The following is a 22,560-nucleotide window of genomic DNA, read 5'->3' on the forward strand; positions in this document are numbered from 1 at the left end:
CCCGTTTTGAGGCCTCAAACTGGGTCGCAGTTTCCGATTGAGCCCTGTCTGGGAAACTGCATCCCGTTCTGAGCCGATATTCCGGGTCGCAGTTTCCGCTAGGAGCCTCAGCCGGAAAGCGCATCCCAGAATTCGACCGAAGGGTGGGACGCGCTTTCCGGCAGGATGCGACAAAGGGACCGCCGCTTTACCACATCCGTTTGGCAATGTTGCGCAACAGATTCTTCGAATCCGGCATGAAGATACTGGATAGTTACCTATAGCCTAAAGAAAGGATCGCTATGTTTAAGAGCATCCGAAAAGGCGGAAGGATTGCCGCAGTCACAATCGGCATCGTAGCGGCGCTGGCCCCGCTGGCTACCCCACCCGCAGCATTAGCAGACGGCCTGCCGACACCGGAGCTGGAGAAGTCGCTAACTGTCGACGTCGAAGGCCAAGATTCGAGTGCATGGCTCACAGACGACGGCAATTATGCCATCATCGACGACTGTGACTATGATCTTGACGATAACGATAATAATGTATATTACGGTTATTCACGGCTTGATCTTAAGAGCGGCGAAGTCACTCCTATCGACATACCGAAATCCTGTCTATCCGATGTTCAGAGTACTTGGAACAACAAGTATCTTTATTGGCTGGAGGACGGCAAGGTCATCGTCTATTCCGTCGAAGATCAACAACGGGCCGCTTACTCTATACCCATAAAGAAATTAGAGGCCGGCAGCATCGACCTTAATGAAGACGGAAACAGCTTGACTGCCTATTGTTCGAATGGCAAATACGGGGATTTTTGCGTTTTCAATCTGCGATCAAATAAGAAAACATTTACGTACAAGTTCGAAAAAGACGATGTGAATGCCGTCCTCTCAAGGGATGGAAAGCGTTTGTATGTCTGCTCGAATCGAAAGCTCAAGATAATCGACATTCCCGATGGCTCCACGTCAATTAAAGAGATACCAGGCAACGCCCAATGCAATGGGGTAACTAGGGCATACGGGTCCGATAAACTACTCATAGGGACTGCCAGCGACGATGACGATTCGCCATATACGATCTATTTCATGGCGGATTACGATGGCAACATCGATAAAGTAGCCGACGGTAATAAAATTTATATCTACAATTGGGGAGAGAATTGGGGGAAATATTTTCTAGCCCTTACCGGCGAAAACTACGACACTATTGTTATTGACCCAAACACCGGGAAGCAAATTCGATATTTAATAAAAAACGACGACGAGGACTGGACTGATAATTACGACATCTCGAGAGACGGCAATATCGTGCTGGCCTCGATCTCAAACGACAGTTCAACCGTCATTCGCCTCATCGATACCCAGACAGGCCAGAGGGTCGACAGTAAAACTAAATCGGATAGCTATTGCTTCCCCGAGTTCGTCGATAACGACCAAAAAATCTACGTGGACTATTCCGATACCGAAGACCCCACGAAGATGCACATCGACGTCTACAAGTCGAATATCAACTATAGCCCGATCGAGAAACTCATCTTCTTTGCCCAGGACAACATGCCAATCGTTGTTGGCGGTGGGATTGCGGCTGTCCTGATGATCATCGGCGGCATCGCAGTCGTTTGCATCCGTCGCAAAAAGCGCGCCGCAGCTCAAACAAGCATCGCTGGCACCGCACCCAAAGCAAAGAAGCATAAACGCAGCCGCCACAAGAAGTATGCCCAGCAGGGACAGGTCGCTCAACAGTCTTCTGCTGGTTCAGCATTTGATACACAATGGCAATCATCAGGGGAGCCCCTCGCGGTCATGCCCCAGCAGCCGGTCGCATCTTCTACCCCGAAATTCTGCCGCCACTGCGGCACCCCGCTCGTGCCAGAAGCCAAGTTCTGCCCCAAATGCGGCCATCCGTTCGAATAGCATCTGACAAGCAAACCCGCAGCTAAATCGGGCCGCCCCTCACGGGACGGCCCTTTTGCTCGGAAGACCAGCGAACGACACCGTCATGAACGAGCGCCAAGTTGTTCGTGACAGATCAGGCGGAAACTGCGGCCCAGTATTCAGCCAAATAGCGGAATGAAGGTTCCGGACCCGCAATCGTAGCTAGCATAAAAAAACGGGTGCAGACCGAAGTCCGCACCCGTAAATGTCGATGCCCGAAGAATTACTTGCGCATCAAGCCACCGCGCTCGTCGATGGCGTCCCAGAAGGCATCGGCAAAGCGGGGGTCGTTTGCAGCCATGAGGGCGTTAGTGGCCATCCAGCCAGAGGGAGTGCCGGTGTCGTAGCCCGACAGCGGGTCGATGACGACCGCATACATGGCCTCGCGGTCGAGCGAACGGGCCATGGCGTCGGTGAGCTGGATCTCGCCGCCCTTGCCGGCCTGCTGATCTGCCAGCAGGTCCATGACCAGCGGGCTCAACAGGTAGCGACCGACGATGTACAGGTTGGACGGAGCAGCCTCGGGAGCGGGCTTCTCAACCAGACCGCCGATACGCCAGACAGCGCCCGGCTCGGCATCGGCAACGTCCTCGGCGCCCTCGAGCGAACCGACGCGCTCGCCGGCGATAACGCCGTAGCGGCTGACTTCCTCGGGCGAGCAAGCAGCGACGGCGATAACCGAAGCGCCACCGTGCTCCTTGGAAACGGCGAGCATCTTGTCGCAGATATCGCGGTTAGGCACAACGTAGTCGCCCAGAAGAACCAGGAAGTTCTCCCCTGCCACGGCGTCGGCAGCAGAGCGAATAGCATGGCCGAGGCCCTTGGGCTCGTACTGATAACGGAAGTCGACCGGCATACCGCCAGCGTGGGCGACGGCATCGGCATAGGCGTTCTTGCCGCGCTCGCGCAGCAGGTTCTCGAGCGAACGGTCGGGCTGGAAGTAGTTCAGCAGCTCGGGCTTGCCGGGAGAAGTAACGATGATGGCGTCGTCGACCTCCTCGGGGTCGAGTGCCTCTTCGACGACGTACTGAATGACGGGCTTGTCGAGCACCGGCAGCATCTCTTTGGGCGTGCACTTGGTACCAGGCAGAAAACGCGTGCCAAGACCGGCGGCGGGGATGATTGCCTTCATGTTATTCAAAGATCCTTTCGCAGGCGCAAAAGCGCCCCATGCGTGCGGCACACAGCCGCAGACCAAATTGCGATACCCAAGCATCTTACCGCTGGAACTATATGTCGCTACAAGGCAGAGACAATTCTTCAGCAGGTCAACGCAAATTATTGCTCGAATGGTGCAATTTTATTGCCCAACGGCAGGGCACCCGATACGACGCAAATCACAGAACATGGCAGATTGAGCAACCGATGCCGAGGGACCGAAAAACAAAAAAGACGGGGCTCGCAATGCGAACCCCGTCTGCAAAGGAATCTGGCGAGAAAGCCTGATTACTTGAGGGTGACAGCAGCGCCAGCAGCCTCGAGCTTCTCCTTGGCAGCCTCGGCGTCCTCCTTCTTGGCACCCTCGAGAACAGCCTTGGGAGCGCCCTCGACGACCTCCTTGGCCTCCTTCAGGCCAAGGTTGGTGAGCTCACGGACGGCCTTGATGACCTGGATCTTGTTGTCGCCGAAGCCCTCGAGCACGACGTCAAACTCGGTCTTCTCCTCGGCCTCAGCAGCGCCAGCAGCGGGAGCGGCGACAACAGCAGCAGGAGCAGCGGCGGAAACGCCGAAGGTGTCCTCGATAGCCTTAACGAGCTCGGAAGCCTCGAGAAGGGTCATTTCCTTAAGAGCATCGATGATCTCATCGGTGGTAAGCTTAGCCATTTCTAAGTCCTTTCGGTTTCCGTGCGGATGCACGGAGATCAGTTAAAACACGGCGCGAATGCGCCAGGGGTGCGGCGTTGCCGCCGCGGGTGAAAACAGCAACTAGGCTGCCTTCTGCTCGGAGACCTGCTGGATCGAACGAGCGAGACCAGAGGAAACGCCGTTGACGCAGACAGCGATGTCGCGAGCGAAACCGGAGATGAGACCGGCGATCTGGCCGAGAAGCTGATCCTTGGTGGGCAGCTCGGCGATAGCCTTAACATCATCGGCGGAAACGGCCTTGCCGTCGGAGATACCGCCCTTGATCTCAAGGACGCCCTTGGACTTAGCGGAGAAGTCCTTAAGGGCCTTAGCGGCCTCAACCGGCTCGGTCTCGTAGAACACATAAGCGACGGGGCCGGCGAGGATCTCGTCGATCTCGGGCTGCTCCTGGTTCTTGAGAGCGATCTTGACCAGGTTGTTCTTGTAGACCTTCATCTCGGCGCCGCACTCGCGAAGCTGATGACGCAGCTCCTGAGCCTGCTTAACCGTCAGACCGTTGTAGTTGACGACGAACAGACCGGCGTTCTCGGCGATACGGGACTCGATCTCTGCAACCTTGTCGATTTTGTACTGCTGGGGCATGAATTACACCTCCTCGAATTCTTTCCGGGCACGGTCCGCCACAAGGACGTGACGGGGGCATGTCCAAAAAGAAAGCCCCCGCGCTGCATGAGCGACGGGGGCGAGAAGACATATCTACTCGACCACCTCGGCTGGCGGGAAGTCCCATTAAGCTCGCGGGCGATGCCCGTTTGCACCGGCTGTCTCTGGCAGCGGATTCGTGCGTGAACCGAAAGTATTATGGCGGGGACCCCGGCGTCGGTCAACGGGCACGAGGATTCGCACACAAACCCTGCATACGCTCCGGTCGGGAGGGGCAGGGCGAGTTTTCCGCTCGGTCAAGTCCTGGGCTCGCACGAAGGCCACATTAAGTGGCCTTCGGCTCGTGCGGAATCTACGGAAAACTCGCCCTGCCCCTCCCGACCGGAGCTACGTTGCCTTTGTTGCGAATCCTCGTGCCCGTTGGCCGGCGCGCCCCACGCATAACCCTTAGGTCGGTGGGCTGATGGGTTGGGTCCCGTTGGGCTACAGGGTTGAAAGGAAGGTGGACAGGCGGCGGAGGCCTTCGTCCAGGTCTTTATCGGAAACGCAATAGCTGAGGCGGACGTGGCCTTCGGTGCCGAAGCAGTCGCCCGGGACTAGGGCTACGTTGGCCTCTTTGATGGCTTTGATGCAGAAGTCTTCGCTTGTCAGGCCGAATTGTTTGATGCTCGGGAAGGTATAGAAGGCTCCTGCGGGCTCTACTACGTCGAGGCCCATGGCGTATAAGGCTGCGAGTACGCGTTCGCGGCGGGCTCGGTAGACTTTGAGCATGGGGGTTGGGTCGACGGTCAGGGCTCGAGCTGCGGCGTCCATCTCGAAGGAGACGGCGCTCGATACTAGGTATTGGTGAGCTTTTGCGATCTCGGCGATGACGGGTGCCGCTGCTGCGAGCCAGCCCAGGCGCCAGCCGGTCATGGCCCAGGGCTTGGAGAAGCTCTCGATGATCACCGTCTGCTCGCGCAGCTCCGGGTGTCGCTGGGCAAAACGCTCGTAACCATCCACATAGACCAAACGGTTGTACACGTCGTCGCAGACCACGTAGATGCCCGACTGCTCCGCTACGCGCGCCACGGCGTCGAGCGATGCCGCGTTGAGAATGCAGCCCGTGGGATTGTTGGGCGAGCAGATAACGATGGCCTTGGTCGCCGGGGTCACACAGGCGCGAAGCGCATCCTCGTCAATCTGAAATTGCGCAGGCTCCGTATCCAAAAAGACCGCTTTGGCGTGATTGGCCACGACGATGCTCTCGTACAGGCCAAAGGCCGGCGTGGGAATAATGACCTCGTCGCCGGGGTTGAGCATAGCCATGAATGTTGCCGACAGGGCCTCGGTCGCGCCGTCGGTCAGGATGACCTCGTCGGCCGAAAACATAAGGCCCGCGTCCCCCATGTAGGCAGATAACGCCTCACGCAGGGCGGGGCGACCGTTGTTGGGCGGATAGTGCGTGTCGCCGCGGTCCAACGAAGCAGTCACCTCGGCGCTAATCACATCGGGCGTGGGAAAATCGGGCTCACCGAGCGCGAGCGCGATGCACCCCGGATGCTGGGCGGCGAGCGCGTTGATCCGGCGGATACCGGAGGGCTTAAGCGTGGCAAGCGAGGTGTTCATGGGCAGACGCATGACGTTCCTTTCGTAAGGGTTGCACTAGGATAGCGCGGCGGGACGCCGCCGGACGGTGTAACCTAAACGGAAACCAACCGGAAAGGAGGCGGCATGGAGACGACCGCACGCGGCGATGTACCAAAAACGCTGCAAACCATTGCGTATATCAGTATTCCCAAGAGCGCCGATCTTGAGTTTTTGCTCTGGGACCTGCAGGATGCCATCGCCGCCTATGCACAGATTTCCGGCACTGTGCTCCCCCACCCGGTCGATTTGGAGGCGGATGATGCCGGCAGCGTTGCCGGTACCGCCGATGGCATTGTGTTCGCCGTTGAAGATGCACCCAATGATGAAGCGATGGCGCCCATTGAGCAGGTGCTCGACCGCTTTGGCGGCGCAGGGACGCGTGCCTACGTTGTTGTCCAGGCCGACATCGGCGGCCTGGAGCGAGCACACGGGCTCGTCGTGCGTCTGCGAGCGGCGTGCGACCTTCGTGGGCTGTCATGGTGCGGCGGCGTTGTCGCCTGTACCGGCAGCGGCTTCGCGGCGCTTCGTCACTCACCGCGCATGGGACTCTTGCGGCGACCGTTTTCGGAAGCGATGGACAAGCTCGTAGGCGCCGTTCGTATGGGCTGTTCGGTTGAGCATGCGCAGCGACTTGGTGGTGGTAATGCCGAGGACGTCGACGCCGACGGCATGGCTTGCGCCGAGCCAGCCGTGCCCGTGCCGATCTGGCGAGGCGTTCTGAAACACCTCGGCGCCCGCACTCAATCAATAATCTAAATTAATGAGCTGCCCAGTCAACGGCTTCACTCCAACGCTCGACAAGCCGCTCCAAACGCCACGCCGCGTTGGCAGGACTCGTCGACGGCAGCACGATGGCGGGTAGCCCCGTCCGCTCTTGTAGATAGCGTTTGTAGAGCCGTCCGGCCGTGCCGCCGTTGCAAACAACGATCTCGATCGGCGTGGCATCCACAATGCGTTCAATATGTGCCGGCACAACGTTTTTGATGCTAGCGTCACTCGAGCCCTTAATGTCGCAGCTCTCGATCACGTCCCACAGGGCCACACCGCCGTTGAGCAGCATAGCCCGCTTGGCAGCAATCGAGGCGGCGAGCGTCGCGGGCTCGCCGCTCGCCAAAGAGTCTCCCTCGTTGGGCGGCACGGGCGCACCAAGGCACGCGGCCATCACACGCCAAAAGCGGTTCTGCGGATTGCCATAGTAGAAGGCATTGGCACGCGAGAGCACCGAGGGAAACGACCCCAGCACCAAAACGCGCGAGTGCCGGTCGAACACGGGCTCAAACCCATGCTCAATATGCTGATAGCCCTCGTCAGACACAGGCATGGGCTAGGCCCTCAGCAGATAGCGCACCTCGTAGGGCGCAAGCTCAAGGGAGCCCGCCAGCTCGACCGTGGGCACGCCGTCGGCCAGCAGGTCGACAAAGGACCCATTGAGCTCGCCGGTGCCAAAGGTGTAAGGCTCGCCCACGGCATTGACCGCCACGAGCACCGTCGCGTCGTCGCAGGCGCGCACGAACAGCAGCTGCTTGTTCTGAATCACCACGTTGCGATAGGCACCATAGTTGAGGGCACGGGCCGCCGCGTCGTCTGCCGAGCGCAGGTGCGCGAGCTGCTTGATGAAGGCCGTCAGCTCGTTGGGCGCAGGCTCATCGAGCGCAGGTCGCAGCGCCCAGTCACCATCGGGGCCGCCCTTTTCGCCAGGAATCCCCCACTCGCTGCCATAGTAGACGCACGGAATGCCCGGCATGCCAAAGAGCATGCCATAAGCGGGGCGCAGACAGGACTTGTCGGTAAGGATGCTCGCCAGGCGCGGCACATCGTGGTTGTCGACAAACGACAGCAGATGCTTGCCGCGATAAATGCACCACGGGTCACCGCCAAACTGGCGGTGCAGCGAGTGCGCGATCTCGAACATATTGACCGAGTTAAAGCTGGAGTACAGGCCCTTGTAGCACTCGTAGTTGGTGCAGGAGTCGAGCATCTCGTCGTTGACGATCTGGTTGTAGTCGCCGTGGAGCGTCTCGCCGATCAGCACAAAGTCGGGCTTGAGCTCACGGGCAAAGGCGTGCAGGCGGCGCATAAAGTCGCGGTCGAGCATATAGGCAACGTCCAGGCGCAGGCCGTCGACGCCAAAGACGTCGGCCCAACGGCGCACGGACTCGAGCAGGTAATCGACCACGGCGGGGTTTTGCAGGTTGAGCTTCACGAGCTCAAAATGGCCTTCCCAGCCCTCGTACCAAAAGCCATCGCCATAGCAGGAGTCGCCGTCAAAGCTAATGTGGAACCAATCCTTGTAGGGCGAGTCCCACTTGCGCTCCTGCACATCGCGGAAGGCCCAAAAGCCACGGCCCACATGGTTGAAGACCGCATCGAGCACCACGCGGATGCCATGGGCGCGCAGCGTCTCGCACACGGCGGCAAAATCGGCATCCCCACCCAGGCGACGGTCGATATGGCGCAGGCTGCGCGTGTCGTAGCCATGGCTGTCGGATTCGAGCGGCGGGTTAATGAGCACAGCACCGATGCCGAGCTCTTGCAGGTAGTCGGCCCATTGGGCGATCTTCATGATGGGCGCATCGGGGTTGGGCGCAGCGTTGGCAGCCTGGGCGAGCTCATCTTCGGCAACGGGCGCGGCGTTTTCGCGCGGAGCTCCACAAAAGCCCAGCGGATAGATCTGGTAGAACGTCGTCTCGTATGCCCACATAGCAACCTCCCGGTAAGCTCAACACAACGACATCCATTGTATGCCGGCTTGTATCCTCTCCCCCAAAATAAGCTGCGGTGGAATAGGAACTGTTGGGGCCAATAAACCGGGCAAACAGTCCGTATTTCACCGCAACTGATGAGGGAACGTGATTAGGCGACGGGCTTGGCGCGGCGTATGGCCGGGAACAGTACGGTGATGGCGAGGATGACGCCCACGACGGTAATCGCCCCGCCCGCGAAGCCAATCCAGGAGATACCGGGACCCGAAACCACGGCGCCGCCGATCGCGGTGCCCGTGCCGATGCCGAGGTTAAACAGGCCCGAGAAGATCGACATGGCGACGGCCGACGAATCCGCCGGCGTGTACTTGATGAGCTCGGCCTGAAACGCCACGTTAAAGGCCGTGGAGCAGCAGCCCCATAGCGCGCAAACAGCGAGAACGGCGACGAGCGACGGTGCAACCGGACCCATGAGCAGCAGAGCCACAGGCACGCCGGAGAGTGTGATAGCCAAGAACGGAAAGCGATGGCCATCGAACAGTCGGCCGAACAGCCAGCTTCCGAGCAGACCGGAGCAGCCAAACGCCGTCAGCGTCATGGTGATGGCGCTTGCGTCGACATGGGCGACCTGCGCCAGGAAGGGCTCGATATAGCTGTAACCCGCGTAGTAGCCGGTCGCCATAAAGACCGTGACCGCATAAAGCGCGATGAGGAACGGATTCTTGAGCAGCTCGGGCAGCTGCTTAACGGTAAAGCGCTCGCCCACCGGCATGGCCGGGAACACCGCGGCCTGGTAGACGACCGCGACGGCAGAAAAAGCTCCGACCACGGCAAACGTCATACGCCAGCCCACGGCCAGCCCGATGGCGCGGCCGATCGGCAGGCCAAAGATCTGCGCGATGGACGAGCCCGTGGCGATCATGCTAATGGCGAGCGCCCCGTGGCGACTGTCAACCAGGCGCGAGGCCATGATTGAGGCGACCGACCAGAACACGGCATGCGCGCAGGCGACCACCAGACGCGCGCAAACCAAAATAGGATAGGTAGGCGCCACGGCGGACAGGAACTGACCCAGCGAGAACACGGCAAGCACGCCGAGCAGCATACGCTTGAACTCGAAGCGCGAGGCAAACACCATAAGCGGCAACGACAGCAACATGACGCCCCAGGCGTAGACCGAAATCATGATGCCTGCCTGGGCCTCGGTGAGCGAGAACGACGCGGCGATATCGGTCAGAAGGCCGATGGGCATGAACTCCGACGTGTTGAACACGAATGCGCAGCAGGCGAGCCCGATAAGCGGGAGCCACTGCCTGAGTGAGATGCCATCTTGTCTTGCCTGACTCATATATAACGTCTCCAATCATTTTGAGCGGAGGCGATTATATAGCAACGGTCCCGCATCCGTCAGCAACAGATGCGGGGCCGTAATCAACTCAATACACAGAGGTTGCGCCATCAATAAATAACTAAGCCAGCCCCAGCAATATGCCCGCCGAATGCACGACAAACGCCACGATCCAGGCGACCGTCACCTGAAACGCGAACACGGCCACGGCATAGCGCGCGCCCAACTCGCTCTTGACGGCGCCGATTGCCGCTACGCAGGGCGGGTACAGCAGCGTAAAGACCAGGAACACGTAGGCGGTAAACGGCGAAAACATGGTCGACAGCGCCGCGGGCGACGTTGCGCCCAAAAGCACCGTGAGCGTCGAGATGACGCTCTCCTTGGCAATGAGTCCGGTGACGAGCGCCGTCGACGCACGCCAGTCGCCAAAACCGAGTGGGGCCAACACCGGCGCGATGATGCTACCCAGACCGGCAAGCAGACTCTGCGACTGATCGGCGACCACATTAAAGCGGATATCGAACGTCTGGAGGAACCAGATGACCACGGTGGCGGCAAAGATAATGGTAAAGGCCTTGGTAATAAAGTCCTTGGCCTTATCCCATGCCAGCATCACCGTCGTCTTGACGCTCGGCAGGCGGTAATTGGGAAGCTCCATGATAAACGGCACCGGGTCGCCCTTAAATGCCGTGCGGTTGAGCACCAGGGCGGCAATGCAGCCGACCACGATACCAATCAGATAGAGCGAGACCATGGCGGGAACTGTCGCCTGCGGGAAGAATGCCCCGCACAGCAGACCGTAGACCGGCAACTTGGCCGAACAGCTCATGAACGGCGTGAGCATGACCGTCATCTTGCGGTCGTGCTCGGATGGGAGCGTACGGGTCGACATGATAGCCGGCACGGTGCAGCCAAAACCGACGAGCATAGGCACGAAGCTGCGGCCCGACAGGCCAAAGCGACGCAGCACTTTATCCATGACAAAGGCCACGCGCGCCATGTAGCCGGAGTCTTCCAGAATGGAGAGGAACAAAAAGAGCACGACGATAATCGGCAGGAAGGTCAGCACGCTGCCCACGCCCGTAAGCACGCCGTCGACAGCCAGCGAGCGCACCACGTCGTTGGTGCCGAACGCCTTGAGGCCCGCATCGGCCGAGGCGATGATGGCAGCGATGCCGTCCTCCATAAGTCCCTGCAGCGCCGCGCCGATCACGCCAAACGTCAGCCAAAAGACGAGACCCATGATCACCAGGAACGCTGGAATGGCCGTGTAGCGACCCGTCAGGATGCGGTCGATCTTGACGGAACGCACGTGCTCGCGGCTCTCGTGCGGCTTGACGACGCAGCGCCCACACACGTCGCCGATAAAGCCGAAGCGCATGTCAGCCAGTGCAGATAGACGGTCGGTACCGGCCTCACCCTCCATCTGGGCAATGATGTGCTCGATGGCGTCAAGTTCGTTACGGTCCAGATGAAGCGCCTCGGTCACCAGCTCGTCGCCCTCAACCAGCTTGGTCGCCGCAAAACGCACCGGGATATGCGCCGTCGCGGCATGGTCCTCGATAAGGTTGGCGATGCCGTGAATGCAGCGATGCAGCGCGCCGCCGTCTGGACCATCGGGCGCGCAGAAGTCCAGGCGGCCGGGGCGCTCGCGGAACCGTGCCACGTGCAAGGCATGATCCACCAGCTCGCCGATACCCTCGTTGCGGGCAGCGCTAATGGGGACAACAGGCACGCCCAACAGGCTCTCGAGCAGGTTGACGTCTACGGCGCCACCGTTGGCGGTCACCTCGTCCATCATGTTGAGCGCGATGACCATGGGGCGGTCGAGCTCCATGAGCTGCAGTGTCAGGTACAGGTTACGTTCGATGTTGGTGGCGTCGATAATGTCGATGATGGCATCGGGGTTTTCGTCCAGGATAAATTGGCGACTGACGATCTCTTCGCCCGTGTACGGAGACAGCGAATAGATGCCGGGCAGGTCGGTAACGCTTGCCTCGGGATGGTTACGGATGGTGCCGTCCTTGCGGTCGACCGTCACGCCGGGAAAGTTACCGACGTGCTGGTTGGAGCCCGTCAGCTGGTTGAACAGCGTGGTCTTGCCGCAGTTCTGGTTGCCGGCGAGGGCAAAATGCAGCGGTGCGCCCTCGGGCACGGCCGTCTTCGCGGCGCGGGGCGAGTACGTCCCCTCGCCGAGTGCCGGATGCTCCGTCGTGCCGATTGCAGCGTTGGCGCGCGGACCCATATCGGTGTCGTGAACGCCCACGAGCTCGATGCGAGCGGCATCGTCCTTGCGCAGCGTCAACTCGTAGCCACGCAGGCGAATCTCGAGCGGGTCGCCCATGGGGGCGTACTTCATCATGGTGACTTCGGTACCCGGTGTGAGGCCCATGTCCAAAATATGCTGTCGGAGCGCCTGATCGTCGGATGTCACCGATGCGACAACGGCGTCCTTTCCAATCTCGAGTGTATCGAGCTTCACACGCTCATCCTTTCGTTAGACGCGGTTAACCGTTTACCGGGGCTAACCAACTCGTAACGACAAATGATAGCGCTCTGAACTATTTTATAAAGTCAAATACCGATGTTTACCTGCGCAAACTTTATGCGGTGCGCCCCGAAAGCTCTTTGCGCATACCGCTCAGTGAGATCGAAACGGAACCCGACCGCGCGGTAGCGGTGAGTCGATCACCCTCGACCGACCCCGTGCATGTAAAGGGCGCCTTGCCCATCAAGACGTGGGAGATAGTACCCGAGAGCTCAAAGAAATCGCCCTCAGCGCGGGCACTCGAGAGAGCGATATTGAGACCCCTGACGTTTAGTACTGCCCTGAGCGCGCCGTTCACCCCATGTGAAAACGCCACCTCGCCGCGTTTACTCCCCACCGGCGTCCGGGCCGAAACCACATACGTACCCTCAAGCATGGCTCCTCCTCTGAGCAGGCTTTTTGAAATGGCAATCTAGTCTACTTTGCTGCGAGACGGCTTGCCCAGAAACCGCGAGCACGCAATGACGTTCAATCAACAGATTGCTGCAAGGGGAACAAGCGTGCAAGGGGGACAGATTACATTTGACACCATTTGCGCCAACGGACGGGATGCGGAGCGACGACCGTGCAGGTGGATTCCGGATCGTCGCTTCCTCCGTCCCCCAGCGAATCAAAACAAGTTGCGGTGGAATAGTTCCTGTTTGATGCTTTAACCAGCAAAAACAGGAACTATTTCACCGCAACTGCAAAAGCCCGCGCTGGCAACAAATGTCACCTGCGCGGGCTTGGTGGGCGCTCCCAAAGGCACGTTATAGAGACCCACATCAGTTATGGAGTGCCAAGCAGCACCGACACGCGATGCCCGCCGGCTTACCAAGCAACGAAGCTCGCCATAGTCTTAGACAATCGGCGCAATGCCGGCAAAGTGCAGATACAGCGAGATGACCGCCACGACAATGACCACCGCTGCGATCAGCTTGTCGTGCAGATGCGGAAGCACCTGCTTGCCGCGCCCGCGCTCGCCCACAATGTAGACGGGAATGGCCGGGGCAAATAGGATCGTCGTGATCATGACGCCCTGGAGCCCCGTCGACCACACAAGGAACAATGTGTAGATGAAGCCGAGCGTACCGAAGAAGCGCGCCTTGCCGACGCTTGGCGCATGCGGTCCGTCCAGATGCTCCTTCTTCCAACCAATCACCATGTAATAGGCAGCCGAGCACACGTATGGAACTAGGATCGTATTGACCGCGCAGCTATAGAAGAACTGGTAGGTGCTCGCCGCCACATACGACACGATCAAGAAGAGCTGCGTGATTCCGGAGCTCACGAGAATCGTCACCACCGGGGCATCATGCTTATTCGTCTTGGCAAACGCCAGCGGGAAGGAACCCTGGCGCGCCGCCTCAAACGGCGTCTCGGATGCAATGATGACGTAACCCAGCATTGCGCCGACCAGCGAGAGGATAACGCCAAGGTTTACGATGGCAGCGCCAACCGGACCGATTGCGCGCTCAAGAATTCCCGCCATGGAGGGCGTTGCGAGCTGCGCCATCTCCGCGCGCGGCATAATGCCGAGCGACAGCAGCGAGATAATCAGATACAGCGTGAATACAGCCGCAAATCCAAGCGCCGTCGAGCGGCCGACGTCACGCACGAACTTAGCACGGCCCGAGATAACGACAGCGCCCTCGATGCCCGTGAAGACCCAGACAAGGGCGATCATGGTCGAGACAACCTGCTCGCCAAAGCCAGGACCAGCCGGCTCTCCCCAGAAGTTGTCCATAAAGATATCGACGTTGAACTTACCCAGGAGCACGATGCTCAGCACAAAGAGCCCCAGCGGCACCAGCTTCGCCAACGTGACGATCGTGTTAATGCCCGCAGCCTCCTTAACGCCACGAAGCACAAGGGCGGTAAGGAACCACAAAAACACGCTGGCGCAGACGATGGAAAGCAGGTTGTTACCCGCGCCAAACGCAGGGAAGAAATAGCCCAGCGCGCTAAACAGCAAGAGCGCGAAGCTCACGTTGGAAAGACATGCGCTGATCCAGTAGCCCCAGGCGGAGTTGAATCCAATGTAGTCGCCAAAACCAGCCGCAGCGTATGCATAGATGCCGCCGGTCAGGTCGGGACGGGCCTGAGACAAACCGTTGAACACCATCATCAGCGCAAAGACGCCAATGAAGCAAATTCCCCACGAGACGATAACCGCACCGGTATTTGCCCCGCCTGCTGCCATATCGCCGGCAAGCGAAAAGATGCCGCCACAAATACTGGCGGTAATGACCATCATGGTCAGACGAAAGAGATCGAGGCCATTAGGGTCGATAATCTCGTCGTTTTGAGCTTTAGAGGCCATTGTATGTGTACCCCCTTCATCATGTGATCGAACGAAAGATGGCCCGGACGTCCCGAATCGGGTGCCGGGCCATCGGTCAAGCGATCATCAGACTGTTACAGCCATCGCGTTAGAAGCGCAGCGACAGGCAAGAGAGGCCACCGTCGACCTTGCGATACTCGGAGGTGTCGACAACGAGCGTCTTGTAGCCCAGATCCTGCACGGCCTTGAGCACGGTCGGATAGCCCTCGGCAACGATAACCGTACCGTTGACCCATATGCAGTTGGCGCCATAGGCCTCATCCTCGGGCACGACGATCTTGTTGTACTGGGCAAAATCGGACTTATCGATGAACTCACCGGAGACGAGCATGTTGTTGTCCTCGATGTAGTTGACGCCCGTCTTGAGGTGCAGGACCTCCTCCAGCGGAACCTCGGAACCCTCGAGGCCCCAGCCCTCGAGAATCTCGCAGAACTGGCGGATGCCCTCTTCGTTGGTGCGGGCAGAGCGACCGACGTAGAAATGGTCGCCGACCATCATGACGTCGCCACCGTCGAGCGTGCCGGGAGAAACAATGTGCTTCACATGCTCGTCGTCAAAGAAGCGACGGACGACCGGCTCGATCTCGTCCTTCTCGCCGTTGCGGCTGTCGGCACCGGGGTTGGTAATGATGGCGCCGCAGCGAGTAATAACGGCCGGATCCTCGACGAAGCAGCTATCGGGATACTGCTCCAACGCCGGCAGCACTGACACGTCAACGCCGCACTGCTCGAGCGCGTGCTCGTAATCGTAGTGCTCCTCGATAGCGCGCTCGTAGATGGGCTGACCAAGCTCGGGGGCGCTCGTGATGCCATTGCTCAGGGACTTGCCGGGACGACGGATGATGACGTGACTGAACTTGGTCATGATGATCCTCCTTGGATCTCTTAGCGAAGAGCGGACTTCCTTGCGCCCGCCTTCCTTTCGATGGCTTTATCTTATGGTGTCTTTACTGTTTTGTATATTGTATACAATCCTGAACGGTAGATATTTCTCGGTGAACGTATTTTTGCTTCCTAGGGTCAGGTGGCGCGATTTAGCTGGTCGTTCTATAATCCAATTAGCCTATTCAAACCAAACGTATTTAAATTTGAAAATATACAGTTAAGGTATATAAGCTCATGGAAACACTCAGAAGACCCTTGAAGGATCATGTATACGACTATATTTCGAGTCGCATAGACGCCGGCGAGCTTTCGGCCGGCGACCGTGTGAGCGAGCAAGCGATCTGCGATGCCATGGGCGTATCGCGCACGCCGGTTCGCGAGGCGCTCATCCAGCTGGCAAGCGACGGCTATCTGGACAACCTCCCCCGCCGCGGGTTCCGCGTCCGTGGATTCGATCAGCAAAACGCCGTCGAAGTCTTTGAGATTATGGGGCCGCTCGACGGGCAGGCGGCATACCTTGCCTGCCCCCTCCTGACCGAAGAGGACATCATGCAGCTAAAGTTCTTGGTTGGATCCATGGACCTCGCGATCCAAGGCGGTCTTATCCGAAAGTACGACGACATTCAGCGGGACTTTCACCTTACGTACTTCAACCGCTGCGGCAACGACCGTCTGCGCGACATGATTTCGCAACTCGAGCGTTGCTTTATCAAACGCGATTACGAGACCGTCGATCAGGAGACGGCGTGCAAACTGCTGGGTATAGCCAATACCGAACATGCCCACATTCTTGAGCTCTTCGAAGCGCGAGATGCAGCGGGCGTGCGAGACTACGTTCGCGATGTCCATTGGAACACGGAGAACGCCCAGTTCACCGTTTGGTAGAAATATAACAATCGGTGCCGGCCCAACCCTTGGCGGCCAGGGCAATGTCGATGTTTTGGCACCGAAAGCGAAAACCCGCCAAAGCGAGCAAGGTGCCTTGAAACGAGGCGGCATTGACCTTCTGGTCATGCCGCCGAAGTTGAAAGGCAGATTGCCGCTCTGGCGGGCTTGCAGCGTCATGCGGTTACGGCGTTTGGCAAAACGCCGTAACTAAAACCCGTGGCGCTCCAGGAAGCGGAAGGCTAGGCGAATCCAGGGACGGACCGCCACTTGCTTGTCCTCATTGTCGACCGCAGTGTTGGCGTTGCCGAGCGAAAGGCCGTGGCCACCCTGGTCAAAGACGTGCATCTCGCATGCAACGCCCTCCTCGGCCATGCGCTGCGCAAACGGATAGACCTGCGCGATCGGCGCCGTCTTGTCGTCGGACACGCCCCACACAAAGGTCGGGGGCATCTGGCGCGAAACGTGCGTGGTAGGGCAAATGTCGGCCAGGTGCTCATCGGTCGCCTCGCCGCCCGTCACCATCGACAGATAGTCGTTGAGCAAATCGCGCCCCGTCTTGCCACCCGTCTTGGGCACGCGCAGGTCGATGCGCGGGTCGCGCGTCTGCATATCACGCACATAGGCAAGGTCGAGCAACGGATAGCCCAGCACCACGGCGTCGGGACGAATATCCTCCGGACGAGCCCCGGCAAGTGCAGCGAAGGGACCAGTCTTCCACTGCGTTGCCAGCGAAGCGCAAATCATGCCGCCCGCCGAGAAGCCCACGACGCACACGCGCTTGAGATCGACATGCCACTCGTCGGCGTTGGCGCGCACGGTAGCAACCATCTTGGCAAGGTCCGCCTGCGGGTGCGGAAAACTCACGTCGCCCGTGGCGCTCGTCACATAGTTGAGCACAAAGGCCTGGTAACCGTGATCCAAAAACGCAAACGCCACGGGATCCTGCTCGTGCGGAGCGATATGTGTAAACGCACCTCCGCCGCAGATAATCACAGCAGGGCGGCGGCCATTCGGCTTATCGGGCAGCGGCTCGGCACCCAAATACGTAAACGTCGCCGGATACTCCTCGGTCGGCTCCTCGCCCCACAGCGCATGGCTCTCGACAATCATATGTGCTCCCTTCGCGCAAATTATGCGCCCTTGTTTTTCGCGTCTAAGCGTACCCCACTTGAGCCCGTGGCGAAGAAATACTCCAGCAATAAGTTTCCCTTCAACTGATATATCACATAATCCCAGTTCAGAGGTATCGTTGAGCAGCGTAAAATAAGGGCGTTGACCAAGCCGCGAAACACATATGAAACGTTTCCGGCAAACCAAGCGCGCGATATGCGCCTATTTAAGTTGGAGGCAACTATGGGTCTGCTCGATTCGCTTAAGTCCACCTTCACCTCGGCGGGCGAGGCATCCGTTCCGCCCGCGGCAAGCTTCGCCACCCGCGAAGGCGTCATCTACGCCCCCGTCAACGGCGTGCTCGTCAACCTGGATGAGGTTCCCGACGAGACCATCGCCTCGGGTATGCTCGGTCAGGGCTACGGCATCGAGCCCATTACCGGCACCATCTATGCGCCCGCCAACGGCCGCATCGGCGCCACCACCGTCACCAACCACTCCATCGGCATGATCACCGAGGACGGCCTTCGCGTGTTCATCCATGTTGGTCTGGGCACCGTGGAAATGAACGGCAAGGGTTTTGCCCGCTTTGTCGAGATGGGCGATGAGGTCAAGGCAGGCCAGCCGCTCATCAGCTTCGACCGCGAGGCCATCAAGGCCGCCGGTCACGAGGACATCGTGACCGTCATCGTCTCCGAGCTCGATCGCCTTAAGAGCATCGACCATGTCGGCGAGTCCGGTACGCTTATCGGCGGCAACCCGCTCGTCAAGCTGGGCGACCCGCTGCTGGTAGCCAAGACCAAGTAGCCAGGCCCCGCGCCACACAGCCAAAAGGCACCTCGTCAAGCGCCCGCGACCATTTGGCCGCAGGCGCTTTTCGTTTGAAAAACCATCCCGCCAATGCCTTATCCGTATAGCCCAAATGAGCCGAGCTGCTAAAATATCGAACTGTATGGATAACTATCATTCAACCGTTATGGGAGGATACGTGAACCGCACCAAAATCGCGCAGCTTTACGCCGATGCCGAGTCGCTTGGCGGCCAGACCGTCACCGTCGCCGGCTGGGTCAAGTCCATCCGCGACATGAAGAACTTTGGCTTTGTTACGCTCAACGACGGCAGCTGCTTCCGCGACCTGCAGGTCGTCATGAACCGCGAGGCACTCGACAACTACGACGAGATCGCCCATCAAAACGTCTCGGCCGCACTCATTTGCACCGGCACCGTCAAGCTGACCCCCGATGCGCCCCAGCCTTTCGAGCTTTCTGCCACCTCCATTGAGGTCGAGGGCGTCAGCGCCCCGGATTACCCGCTGCAGAAGAAGCGCGCAACCGTCGAGTTCCTGCGCACCCAGCAGCACCTGCGCCCGCGCACCAACCTGTTCCGCGCCGTGTTCCGCATCCGTTCTGTCGCGGCTGCCGCCATCCACCGCTTCTTCCAGGAGCAGGGCTTTGTCTACGTCAACACCCCCATCATCACCACGAGTGACTGCGAGGGCGCCGGCGAGATGTTCCGCGTGACCACGCTCGACCCCAAAAATCCGCCCCTCACCGAGTCCGGCGAGGTCGACTGGAGCCAGGACTTCTTTGGCAAGCACGCGAGCCTTACCGTGTCCGGCCAGCTCAATGCCGAGAACTTTGCCATGGCCTTTGGCGACGTGTACACCTTTGGCCCCACCTTCCGCGCCGAAAACTCCAACACCACGCGCCACGCCGCCGAGTTTTGGATGATCGAGCCCGAGATGGCCTTTGCCGACCTTAACGACTACATGGATAACGCCGAGGCCATGCTCAAGTACGTCCTTAAGGACGTTATGGCCACCTGCCCCGACGAGCTCAATATGCTCAACAAGTTTGTGGACAAGGGTCTGCTCGAGCGTCTGGACCACGTGGCAAACTCCGACTTTGCCCGCGTCACCTATACCGAGGCCGTCGAAATCCTGGAGCAGGCCGTCGCCGCCGGTCACAAGTTTGGCTATCCCGTGAGCTGGGGCATCGACCTGCAAACCGAGCACGAGCGTTTCCTGACCGAGGAGCACTTTAAGCGCCCGACCTTCGTAACCGACTACCCGGCCGAGATCAAGGCGTTCTACATGCGCATGAACGAGGACGGCAAGACCGTCGCCGCCGCCGACTGCCTGGTGCCGGGTATCGGCGAGATTATCGGCGGCTCCCAGCGCGAGGAGCGCCTGGATCTGCTCGAGGCCCGCATCAAGGACCTGGGCATGAATCCCGAGCAGTACAAGTACTACCTTGACCTGCGCCGCTACGGTTCCTGCAAGCACGCCGGCTACGGTCTGGGCTTCGAGCGCTTGGTCATGTATCTGACCGGCGTGGGCAACATCCGCGACGTCCTGCCGCACCCGCGCACCGTGGGCAACGCCGACTTCTAATTGTCGAACGCTAGCTCGCGTCGCCACACGCCAACGCTCATCGCACAAGCGTCTCTCGACATCGGTCGAGAGACGCTTTTTTCAACAGCATCCGTCAAGCTTTTGGCAAGTTTTTGGTCAGTTGAGCAGGGCTGTTGAAAACTCGACCCGCCGTTTGCCGACGACTACCGACCGCCCAGAGCGCCCTGCGCCCCTGGGAAAGCCCCGCGTCTTAGGCTCCATACCGTCGCCACCCAAAACGGAAAGGACGTGGGCACCATGACCGAAGCCGCTGTTGAAACCTACGACACCACGACTAGAGGCGCCGCCTCGATGGCAGCCTATCGCGCCGTTCGTATCCTGCAGCTCTTGAGCGAAAACACCGGCGAAGACAAGGCCATGCTTTCCGATGAGCTGATCCGGCGCCTCGCCCATCCCGACGACCCCGCCCGCATGCCCATCTCGGCGGCGCGGCGCAGCATCTACACCGCCATCTCCGCGCTTCGCCATGCCGGATACGAAATTGAGTACAAACGCGGCGTGGGCTACAAACTTCTTACCCGCCCGCTCACCGATGAAGAGATCATCCGGCTCCACGGTATGGTCATGCGCAACCGCTCCACGCCTATCGCTATCCGCAAGAGCATGGCGCAGCACTTAGTTGCCATGGCGAGTGCCGACGTTCGCGGCTACCTCGATACACCCGAACCCGTTCCGAGCGCAGGCAGCAAGGCTACCAAGGCAACACGCACGCCCATCAAGCGCATCGACACGTGCGAGCTCGTCGAGCAGGCCATCGACCACGGAACCACGGTGAGTTTTGATATTTCGAGCGTTACGACGCGTGGCGAAACCGAAGCAGCACGGATGACGCTGCGTCCCTTTGCCATCAGGCAGCGCGATGGCATCTCGTATCTGCTGGGAACGGTCTACGACGCCCGAGGCGCCGATGACACGTTGCGTACCGTAGAGATTGGCCGAATGAGAAACGTCACCACACGTCTCCTCGACGGCAAGAAGCTCTTCGCCGCCCTAGACGAGGACGACGCCTCCGCCGCCGCATAAGACCCTCCGCCGCCCATTCGACTACCCGCACCGCCCATCCGATTCTGTATTAAAAAACCCGCCAGGCTGTTGTAAAAATGGACATCAGCGCTACTATAGTTCCACTTGCACTTTGTCCCAGTGCAGTGTTTCCAGCCATTTTTATACTGGGGGTAATGATATGAAGGACATCACCATCAGCCGCAGGAGCCTTCTGGTCTCCGCCGGCCTGCTCGCGCTCGCCCCGCTCGCCGGGTGCGGCGGCAACTCTGGTTCCGGCTCTGCTGCCGCCGGTTCCGACTACACCATCGGCGTTCTGCAGCTCACCGAGCACTCCGCACTCGATGCCGCCAACGACGGCTTTGTCAAGGCCATCAAGGAGAGCGGCCTTAAGGTCAAGATCGACCAGAAGAACGCCCAGAACGACCAGTCCACGTGTAAGTCCATTGCCGACAAGTTTGTGGGCGACAACGTCAACCTGATTTATGCCATCGCCACGCCCGCCGCGCAGGCTGCCGCCGGCGCCACGGCCGATATCCCCATCGTGGGCTGCGCCATCACCGACTACGCCGCCTCCGGCCTGGTCCAGGACAACGACAAGCCCGGCACCAACGTCACGGGCGCTTCCGACCTCACCCCGGTCGCCGAGCAGCTCGAGATGATGCAGAAGGTCCTGCCCGACGTTAAAAAGGTCGGCCTGCTCTACTGCACCGCCGAGTCCAACTCCGACGTCCAGATCAAGGCCGCCAAGAAGGAGCTCGACAAGCTGGGCCTCGAGTACACCGATTTCACCGTCTCGAGCTCCAACGAGATTCAGTCCGTCGTCGAGTCTGCCGTGGGCAAGGTCGACGCGCTGTACTCCCCCACCGACAACACCATCGCCGCGGGCGCCTCGCAGGTGGGCCAGATCTGCAAGGAGAACAAGCTTCCCTTCGTGACTGGCGAGGAGGGCATGTGCATGGCCGGCGGCCTGTTCACCCTCTCCATCAATTACGAGGATCTGGGCTACGCCGCGGGCGAGATGGCCGTCAAGATTCTGAAGGGCGAGGCCAAGCCCGAGGATATGCCGATCAAGCACCTCTCGAGCAAGGACCTGGTCGTCGTCAAGAACGACGAAATGGCCGAGGCCCTGGGCATCGACCTTTCCGCTCTGGACGCGTAATGCTATACGCGGCATGCGTCTAGAGCCCGTGCTCGCGCTTTAGCTGCGTTATTCAATATCTGAGCCACAGGGGCGGGCGCTGTAGACCGGCGTCCGCCCTGCTTGTTTCAGGTAAAACAAAACGTCTGTCCGCAGCTCTTCTATGCATTGTTACCGCTATTATGGTGA

The 22,560-nt window shown here is 59.5% G+C and carries 19 protein-coding genes; 7 read left to right on the plus strand and 12 right to left on the minus strand.

Annotated features, from left to right (window positions below; all coding sequences use genetic code 11):
- Positions 1-281: 281 nt before the first annotated feature.
- Positions 282-1,892, plus strand: a complete 1,611-nt coding sequence (locus AAAX31_RS01465) for a zinc-ribbon domain-containing protein (protein WP_349075939.1) — start codon at positions 282-284, stop codon at positions 1,890-1,892.
- 244 nt (positions 1,893-2,136) lie between these two features.
- On the opposite strand, the gene AAAX31_RS01470 is transcribed toward AAAX31_RS01465, so the two are convergent.
- The 4 genes from AAAX31_RS01470 to AAAX31_RS01485 all read right to left on the minus strand — a co-directional run bounded on the left by AAAX31_RS01470 (position 2,137) and on the right by AAAX31_RS01485 (position 6,002).
- Positions 2,137-3,045 (minus strand): UTP--glucose-1-phosphate uridylyltransferase, encoded by a 909-nt coding sequence (locus AAAX31_RS01470; protein ID WP_117806112.1) that lies wholly within the window; start codon positions 3,043-3,045, stop codon positions 2,137-2,139.
- 314 nt (positions 3,046-3,359) lie between these two features.
- Complete coding sequence (rplL, locus tag AAAX31_RS01475) at positions 3,360-3,737, minus strand: 50S ribosomal protein L7/L12 (RefSeq protein ID WP_006235005.1); 378 nt, start codon at positions 3,735-3,737, stop codon at positions 3,360-3,362.
- A gap of 102 nt (positions 3,738-3,839) precedes the next feature.
- A complete protein-coding gene (gene rplJ / locus AAAX31_RS01480; RefSeq protein ID WP_055250258.1) occupies positions 3,840-4,361 on the minus strand; it encodes a 50S ribosomal protein L10 in 522 nt (173 codons plus the stop codon).
- Positions 4,362-4,865: 504 nt separating this feature from the next.
- On the minus strand, positions 4,866-6,002 hold the full coding sequence (locus AAAX31_RS01485) for an aminotransferase class I/II-fold pyridoxal phosphate-dependent enzyme (RefSeq protein WP_349075941.1): 1,137 nt from the start codon (positions 6,000-6,002) through the stop codon (positions 4,866-4,868).
- A gap of 93 nt (positions 6,003-6,095) precedes the next feature.
- On the opposite strand from AAAX31_RS01485, the gene AAAX31_RS01490 reads away from it, so the two are divergent.
- Complete coding sequence (locus AAAX31_RS01490; protein WP_349075943.1) at positions 6,096-6,767, plus strand: hypothetical protein; 672 nt, start codon at positions 6,096-6,098, stop codon at positions 6,765-6,767.
- 1 nt (position 6,768) lies between these two features.
- Here the strand turns inward: AAAX31_RS01490 and AAAX31_RS01495 are convergent, their stop codons facing one another.
- The 7 genes from AAAX31_RS01495 to AAAX31_RS01525 form a co-directional block, all read right to left on the minus strand.
- Complete coding sequence (locus tag AAAX31_RS01495; protein WP_349075946.1) at positions 6,769-7,332, minus strand: DNA-deoxyinosine glycosylase; 564 nt, start codon at positions 7,330-7,332, stop codon at positions 6,769-6,771.
- Positions 7,333-7,335: 3 nt separating this feature from the next.
- On the minus strand, positions 7,336-8,712 hold the full coding sequence (locus AAAX31_RS01500; protein WP_349075947.1) for an alpha-amylase family glycosyl hydrolase: 1,377 nt from the start codon (positions 8,710-8,712) through the stop codon (positions 7,336-7,338).
- 152 nt (positions 8,713-8,864) lie between these two features.
- Positions 8,865-10,061 carry an MFS transporter gene (locus tag AAAX31_RS01505; protein ID WP_349075949.1) on the minus strand — a complete coding sequence of 399 codons (1,197 nt, stop codon included), beginning with the start codon at positions 10,059-10,061 and terminating at the stop codon, positions 8,865-8,867.
- A 121-nt stretch (positions 10,062-10,182) separates the two neighbouring features.
- Entirely contained in the window at positions 10,183-12,543 is a 2,361-nt protein-coding gene (feoB, locus tag AAAX31_RS01510; protein ID WP_349075951.1) for a ferrous iron transport protein B, read from the minus strand.
- A 121-nt stretch (positions 12,544-12,664) separates the two neighbouring features.
- On the minus strand, positions 12,665-12,985 hold the full coding sequence (locus AAAX31_RS01515; protein ID WP_349075953.1) for a hypothetical protein: 321 nt from the start codon (positions 12,983-12,985) through the stop codon (positions 12,665-12,667).
- A gap of 462 nt (positions 12,986-13,447) precedes the next feature.
- Positions 13,448-14,911 (minus strand): basic amino acid/polyamine antiporter, encoded by a 1,464-nt coding sequence (locus AAAX31_RS01520; protein WP_349075956.1) that lies wholly within the window; start codon positions 14,909-14,911, stop codon positions 13,448-13,450.
- A gap of 109 nt (positions 14,912-15,020) precedes the next feature.
- Positions 15,021-15,797: an arginine deiminase family protein gene (locus AAAX31_RS01525; RefSeq protein ID WP_349075958.1), complete on the minus strand. Its 777-nt coding sequence runs from the start codon at positions 15,795-15,797 to the stop codon at positions 15,021-15,023.
- A 275-nt stretch (positions 15,798-16,072) separates the two neighbouring features.
- Between AAAX31_RS01525 and AAAX31_RS01530 the strand changes: the two genes are divergently transcribed.
- Positions 16,073-16,702, plus strand: a complete 630-nt coding sequence (locus tag AAAX31_RS01530) for a GntR family transcriptional regulator (protein ID WP_349075961.1) — start codon at positions 16,073-16,075, stop codon at positions 16,700-16,702.
- A gap of 210 nt (positions 16,703-16,912) precedes the next feature.
- Here AAAX31_RS01530 and AAAX31_RS01535 read toward each other — a convergent pair whose 3' ends face one another.
- On the minus strand, positions 16,913-17,815 hold the full coding sequence (locus AAAX31_RS01535) for an alpha/beta hydrolase (protein ID WP_349075963.1): 903 nt from the start codon (positions 17,813-17,815) through the stop codon (positions 16,913-16,915).
- A 243-nt stretch (positions 17,816-18,058) separates the two neighbouring features.
- Here AAAX31_RS01535 and AAAX31_RS01540 point away from each other — a divergent pair, with 243 nt between their 5' ends.
- From AAAX31_RS01540 to AAAX31_RS01555, 4 genes are all read left to right on the plus strand, one after another.
- A complete protein-coding gene (locus AAAX31_RS01540; protein WP_271748400.1) occupies positions 18,059-18,622 on the plus strand; it encodes a PTS glucose transporter subunit IIA in 564 nt (187 codons plus the stop codon).
- A gap of 181 nt (positions 18,623-18,803) precedes the next feature.
- Entirely contained in the window at positions 18,804-20,207 is a 1,404-nt protein-coding gene (gene asnS, locus AAAX31_RS01545; RefSeq protein ID WP_349075965.1) for an asparagine--tRNA ligase, read from the plus strand.
- A gap of 258 nt (positions 20,208-20,465) precedes the next feature.
- Entirely contained in the window at positions 20,466-21,251 is a 786-nt protein-coding gene (locus AAAX31_RS01550) for a hypothetical protein (protein ID WP_349075966.1), read from the plus strand.
- 160 nt (positions 21,252-21,411) lie between these two features.
- The gene (locus AAAX31_RS01555; RefSeq protein WP_022093885.1) at positions 21,412-22,392 is read left to right on the plus strand and encodes an ABC transporter substrate-binding protein; all 981 of its coding nucleotides are present in this window, start codon (positions 21,412-21,414) and stop codon (positions 22,390-22,392) included.
- The last annotated feature ends 168 nt before the right edge of the window (positions 22,393-22,560 follow it).

Origin of the sequence: Collinsella sp. CLA-ER-H5 (genome assembly GCF_040092375.1) — a bacterium.
GTDB lineage: Bacteria > Actinomycetota > Coriobacteriia > Coriobacteriales > Coriobacteriaceae > Collinsella.

Coding starts and splice junctions, on each gene's coding strand:
- AAAX31_RS01535 (WP_349075963.1), bottom strand. CDS start 17,815: ATGATTGTCGAGAGCCATGCGCTGTGGGGCGAGGAGCCGACCGAGGAG.
- AAAX31_RS01495 (WP_349075946.1), bottom strand. CDS start 7,332: ATGCCTGTGTCTGACGAGGGCTATCAGCATATTGAGCATGGGTTTGAG.
- AAAX31_RS01520 (WP_349075956.1), bottom strand. CDS start 14,911: ATGGCCTCTAAAGCTCAAAACGACGAGATTATCGACCCTAATGGCCTC.
- rplL (WP_006235005.1), bottom strand. CDS start 3,737: ATGGCTAAGCTTACCACCGATGAGATCATCGATGCTCTTAAGGAAATG.
- AAAX31_RS01540 (WP_271748400.1), top strand. CDS start 18,059: ATGGGTCTGCTCGATTCGCTTAAGTCCACCTTCACCTCGGCGGGCGAG.
- AAAX31_RS01485 (WP_349075941.1), bottom strand. CDS start 6,002: ATGCGTCTGCCCATGAACACCTCGCTTGCCACGCTTAAGCCCTCCGGT.
- AAAX31_RS01505 (WP_349075949.1), bottom strand. CDS start 10,061: ATGAGTCAGGCAAGACAAGATGGCATCTCACTCAGGCAGTGGCTCCCG.
- AAAX31_RS01555 (WP_022093885.1), top strand. CDS start 21,412: ATGAAGGACATCACCATCAGCCGCAGGAGCCTTCTGGTCTCCGCCGGC.
- AAAX31_RS01465 (WP_349075939.1), top strand. CDS start 282: ATGTTTAAGAGCATCCGAAAAGGCGGAAGGATTGCCGCAGTCACAATC.
- rplJ (WP_055250258.1), bottom strand. CDS start 4,361: ATGCCCCAGCAGTACAAAATCGACAAGGTTGCAGAGATCGAGTCCCGT.
- AAAX31_RS01500 (WP_349075947.1), bottom strand. CDS start 8,712: ATGTGGGCATACGAGACGACGTTCTACCAGATCTATCCGCTGGGCTTT.
- AAAX31_RS01525 (WP_349075958.1), bottom strand. CDS start 15,797: ATGACCAAGTTCAGTCACGTCATCATCCGTCGTCCCGGCAAGTCCCTG.
- AAAX31_RS01515 (WP_349075953.1), bottom strand. CDS start 12,985: ATGCTTGAGGGTACGTATGTGGTTTCGGCCCGGACGCCGGTGGGGAGT.
- AAAX31_RS01550 (WP_349075966.1), top strand. CDS start 20,466: ATGACCGAAGCCGCTGTTGAAACCTACGACACCACGACTAGAGGCGCC.
- AAAX31_RS01490 (WP_349075943.1), top strand. CDS start 6,096: ATGGAGACGACCGCACGCGGCGATGTACCAAAAACGCTGCAAACCATT.
- AAAX31_RS01470 (WP_117806112.1), bottom strand. CDS start 3,045: ATGAAGGCAATCATCCCCGCCGCCGGTCTTGGCACGCGTTTTCTGCCT.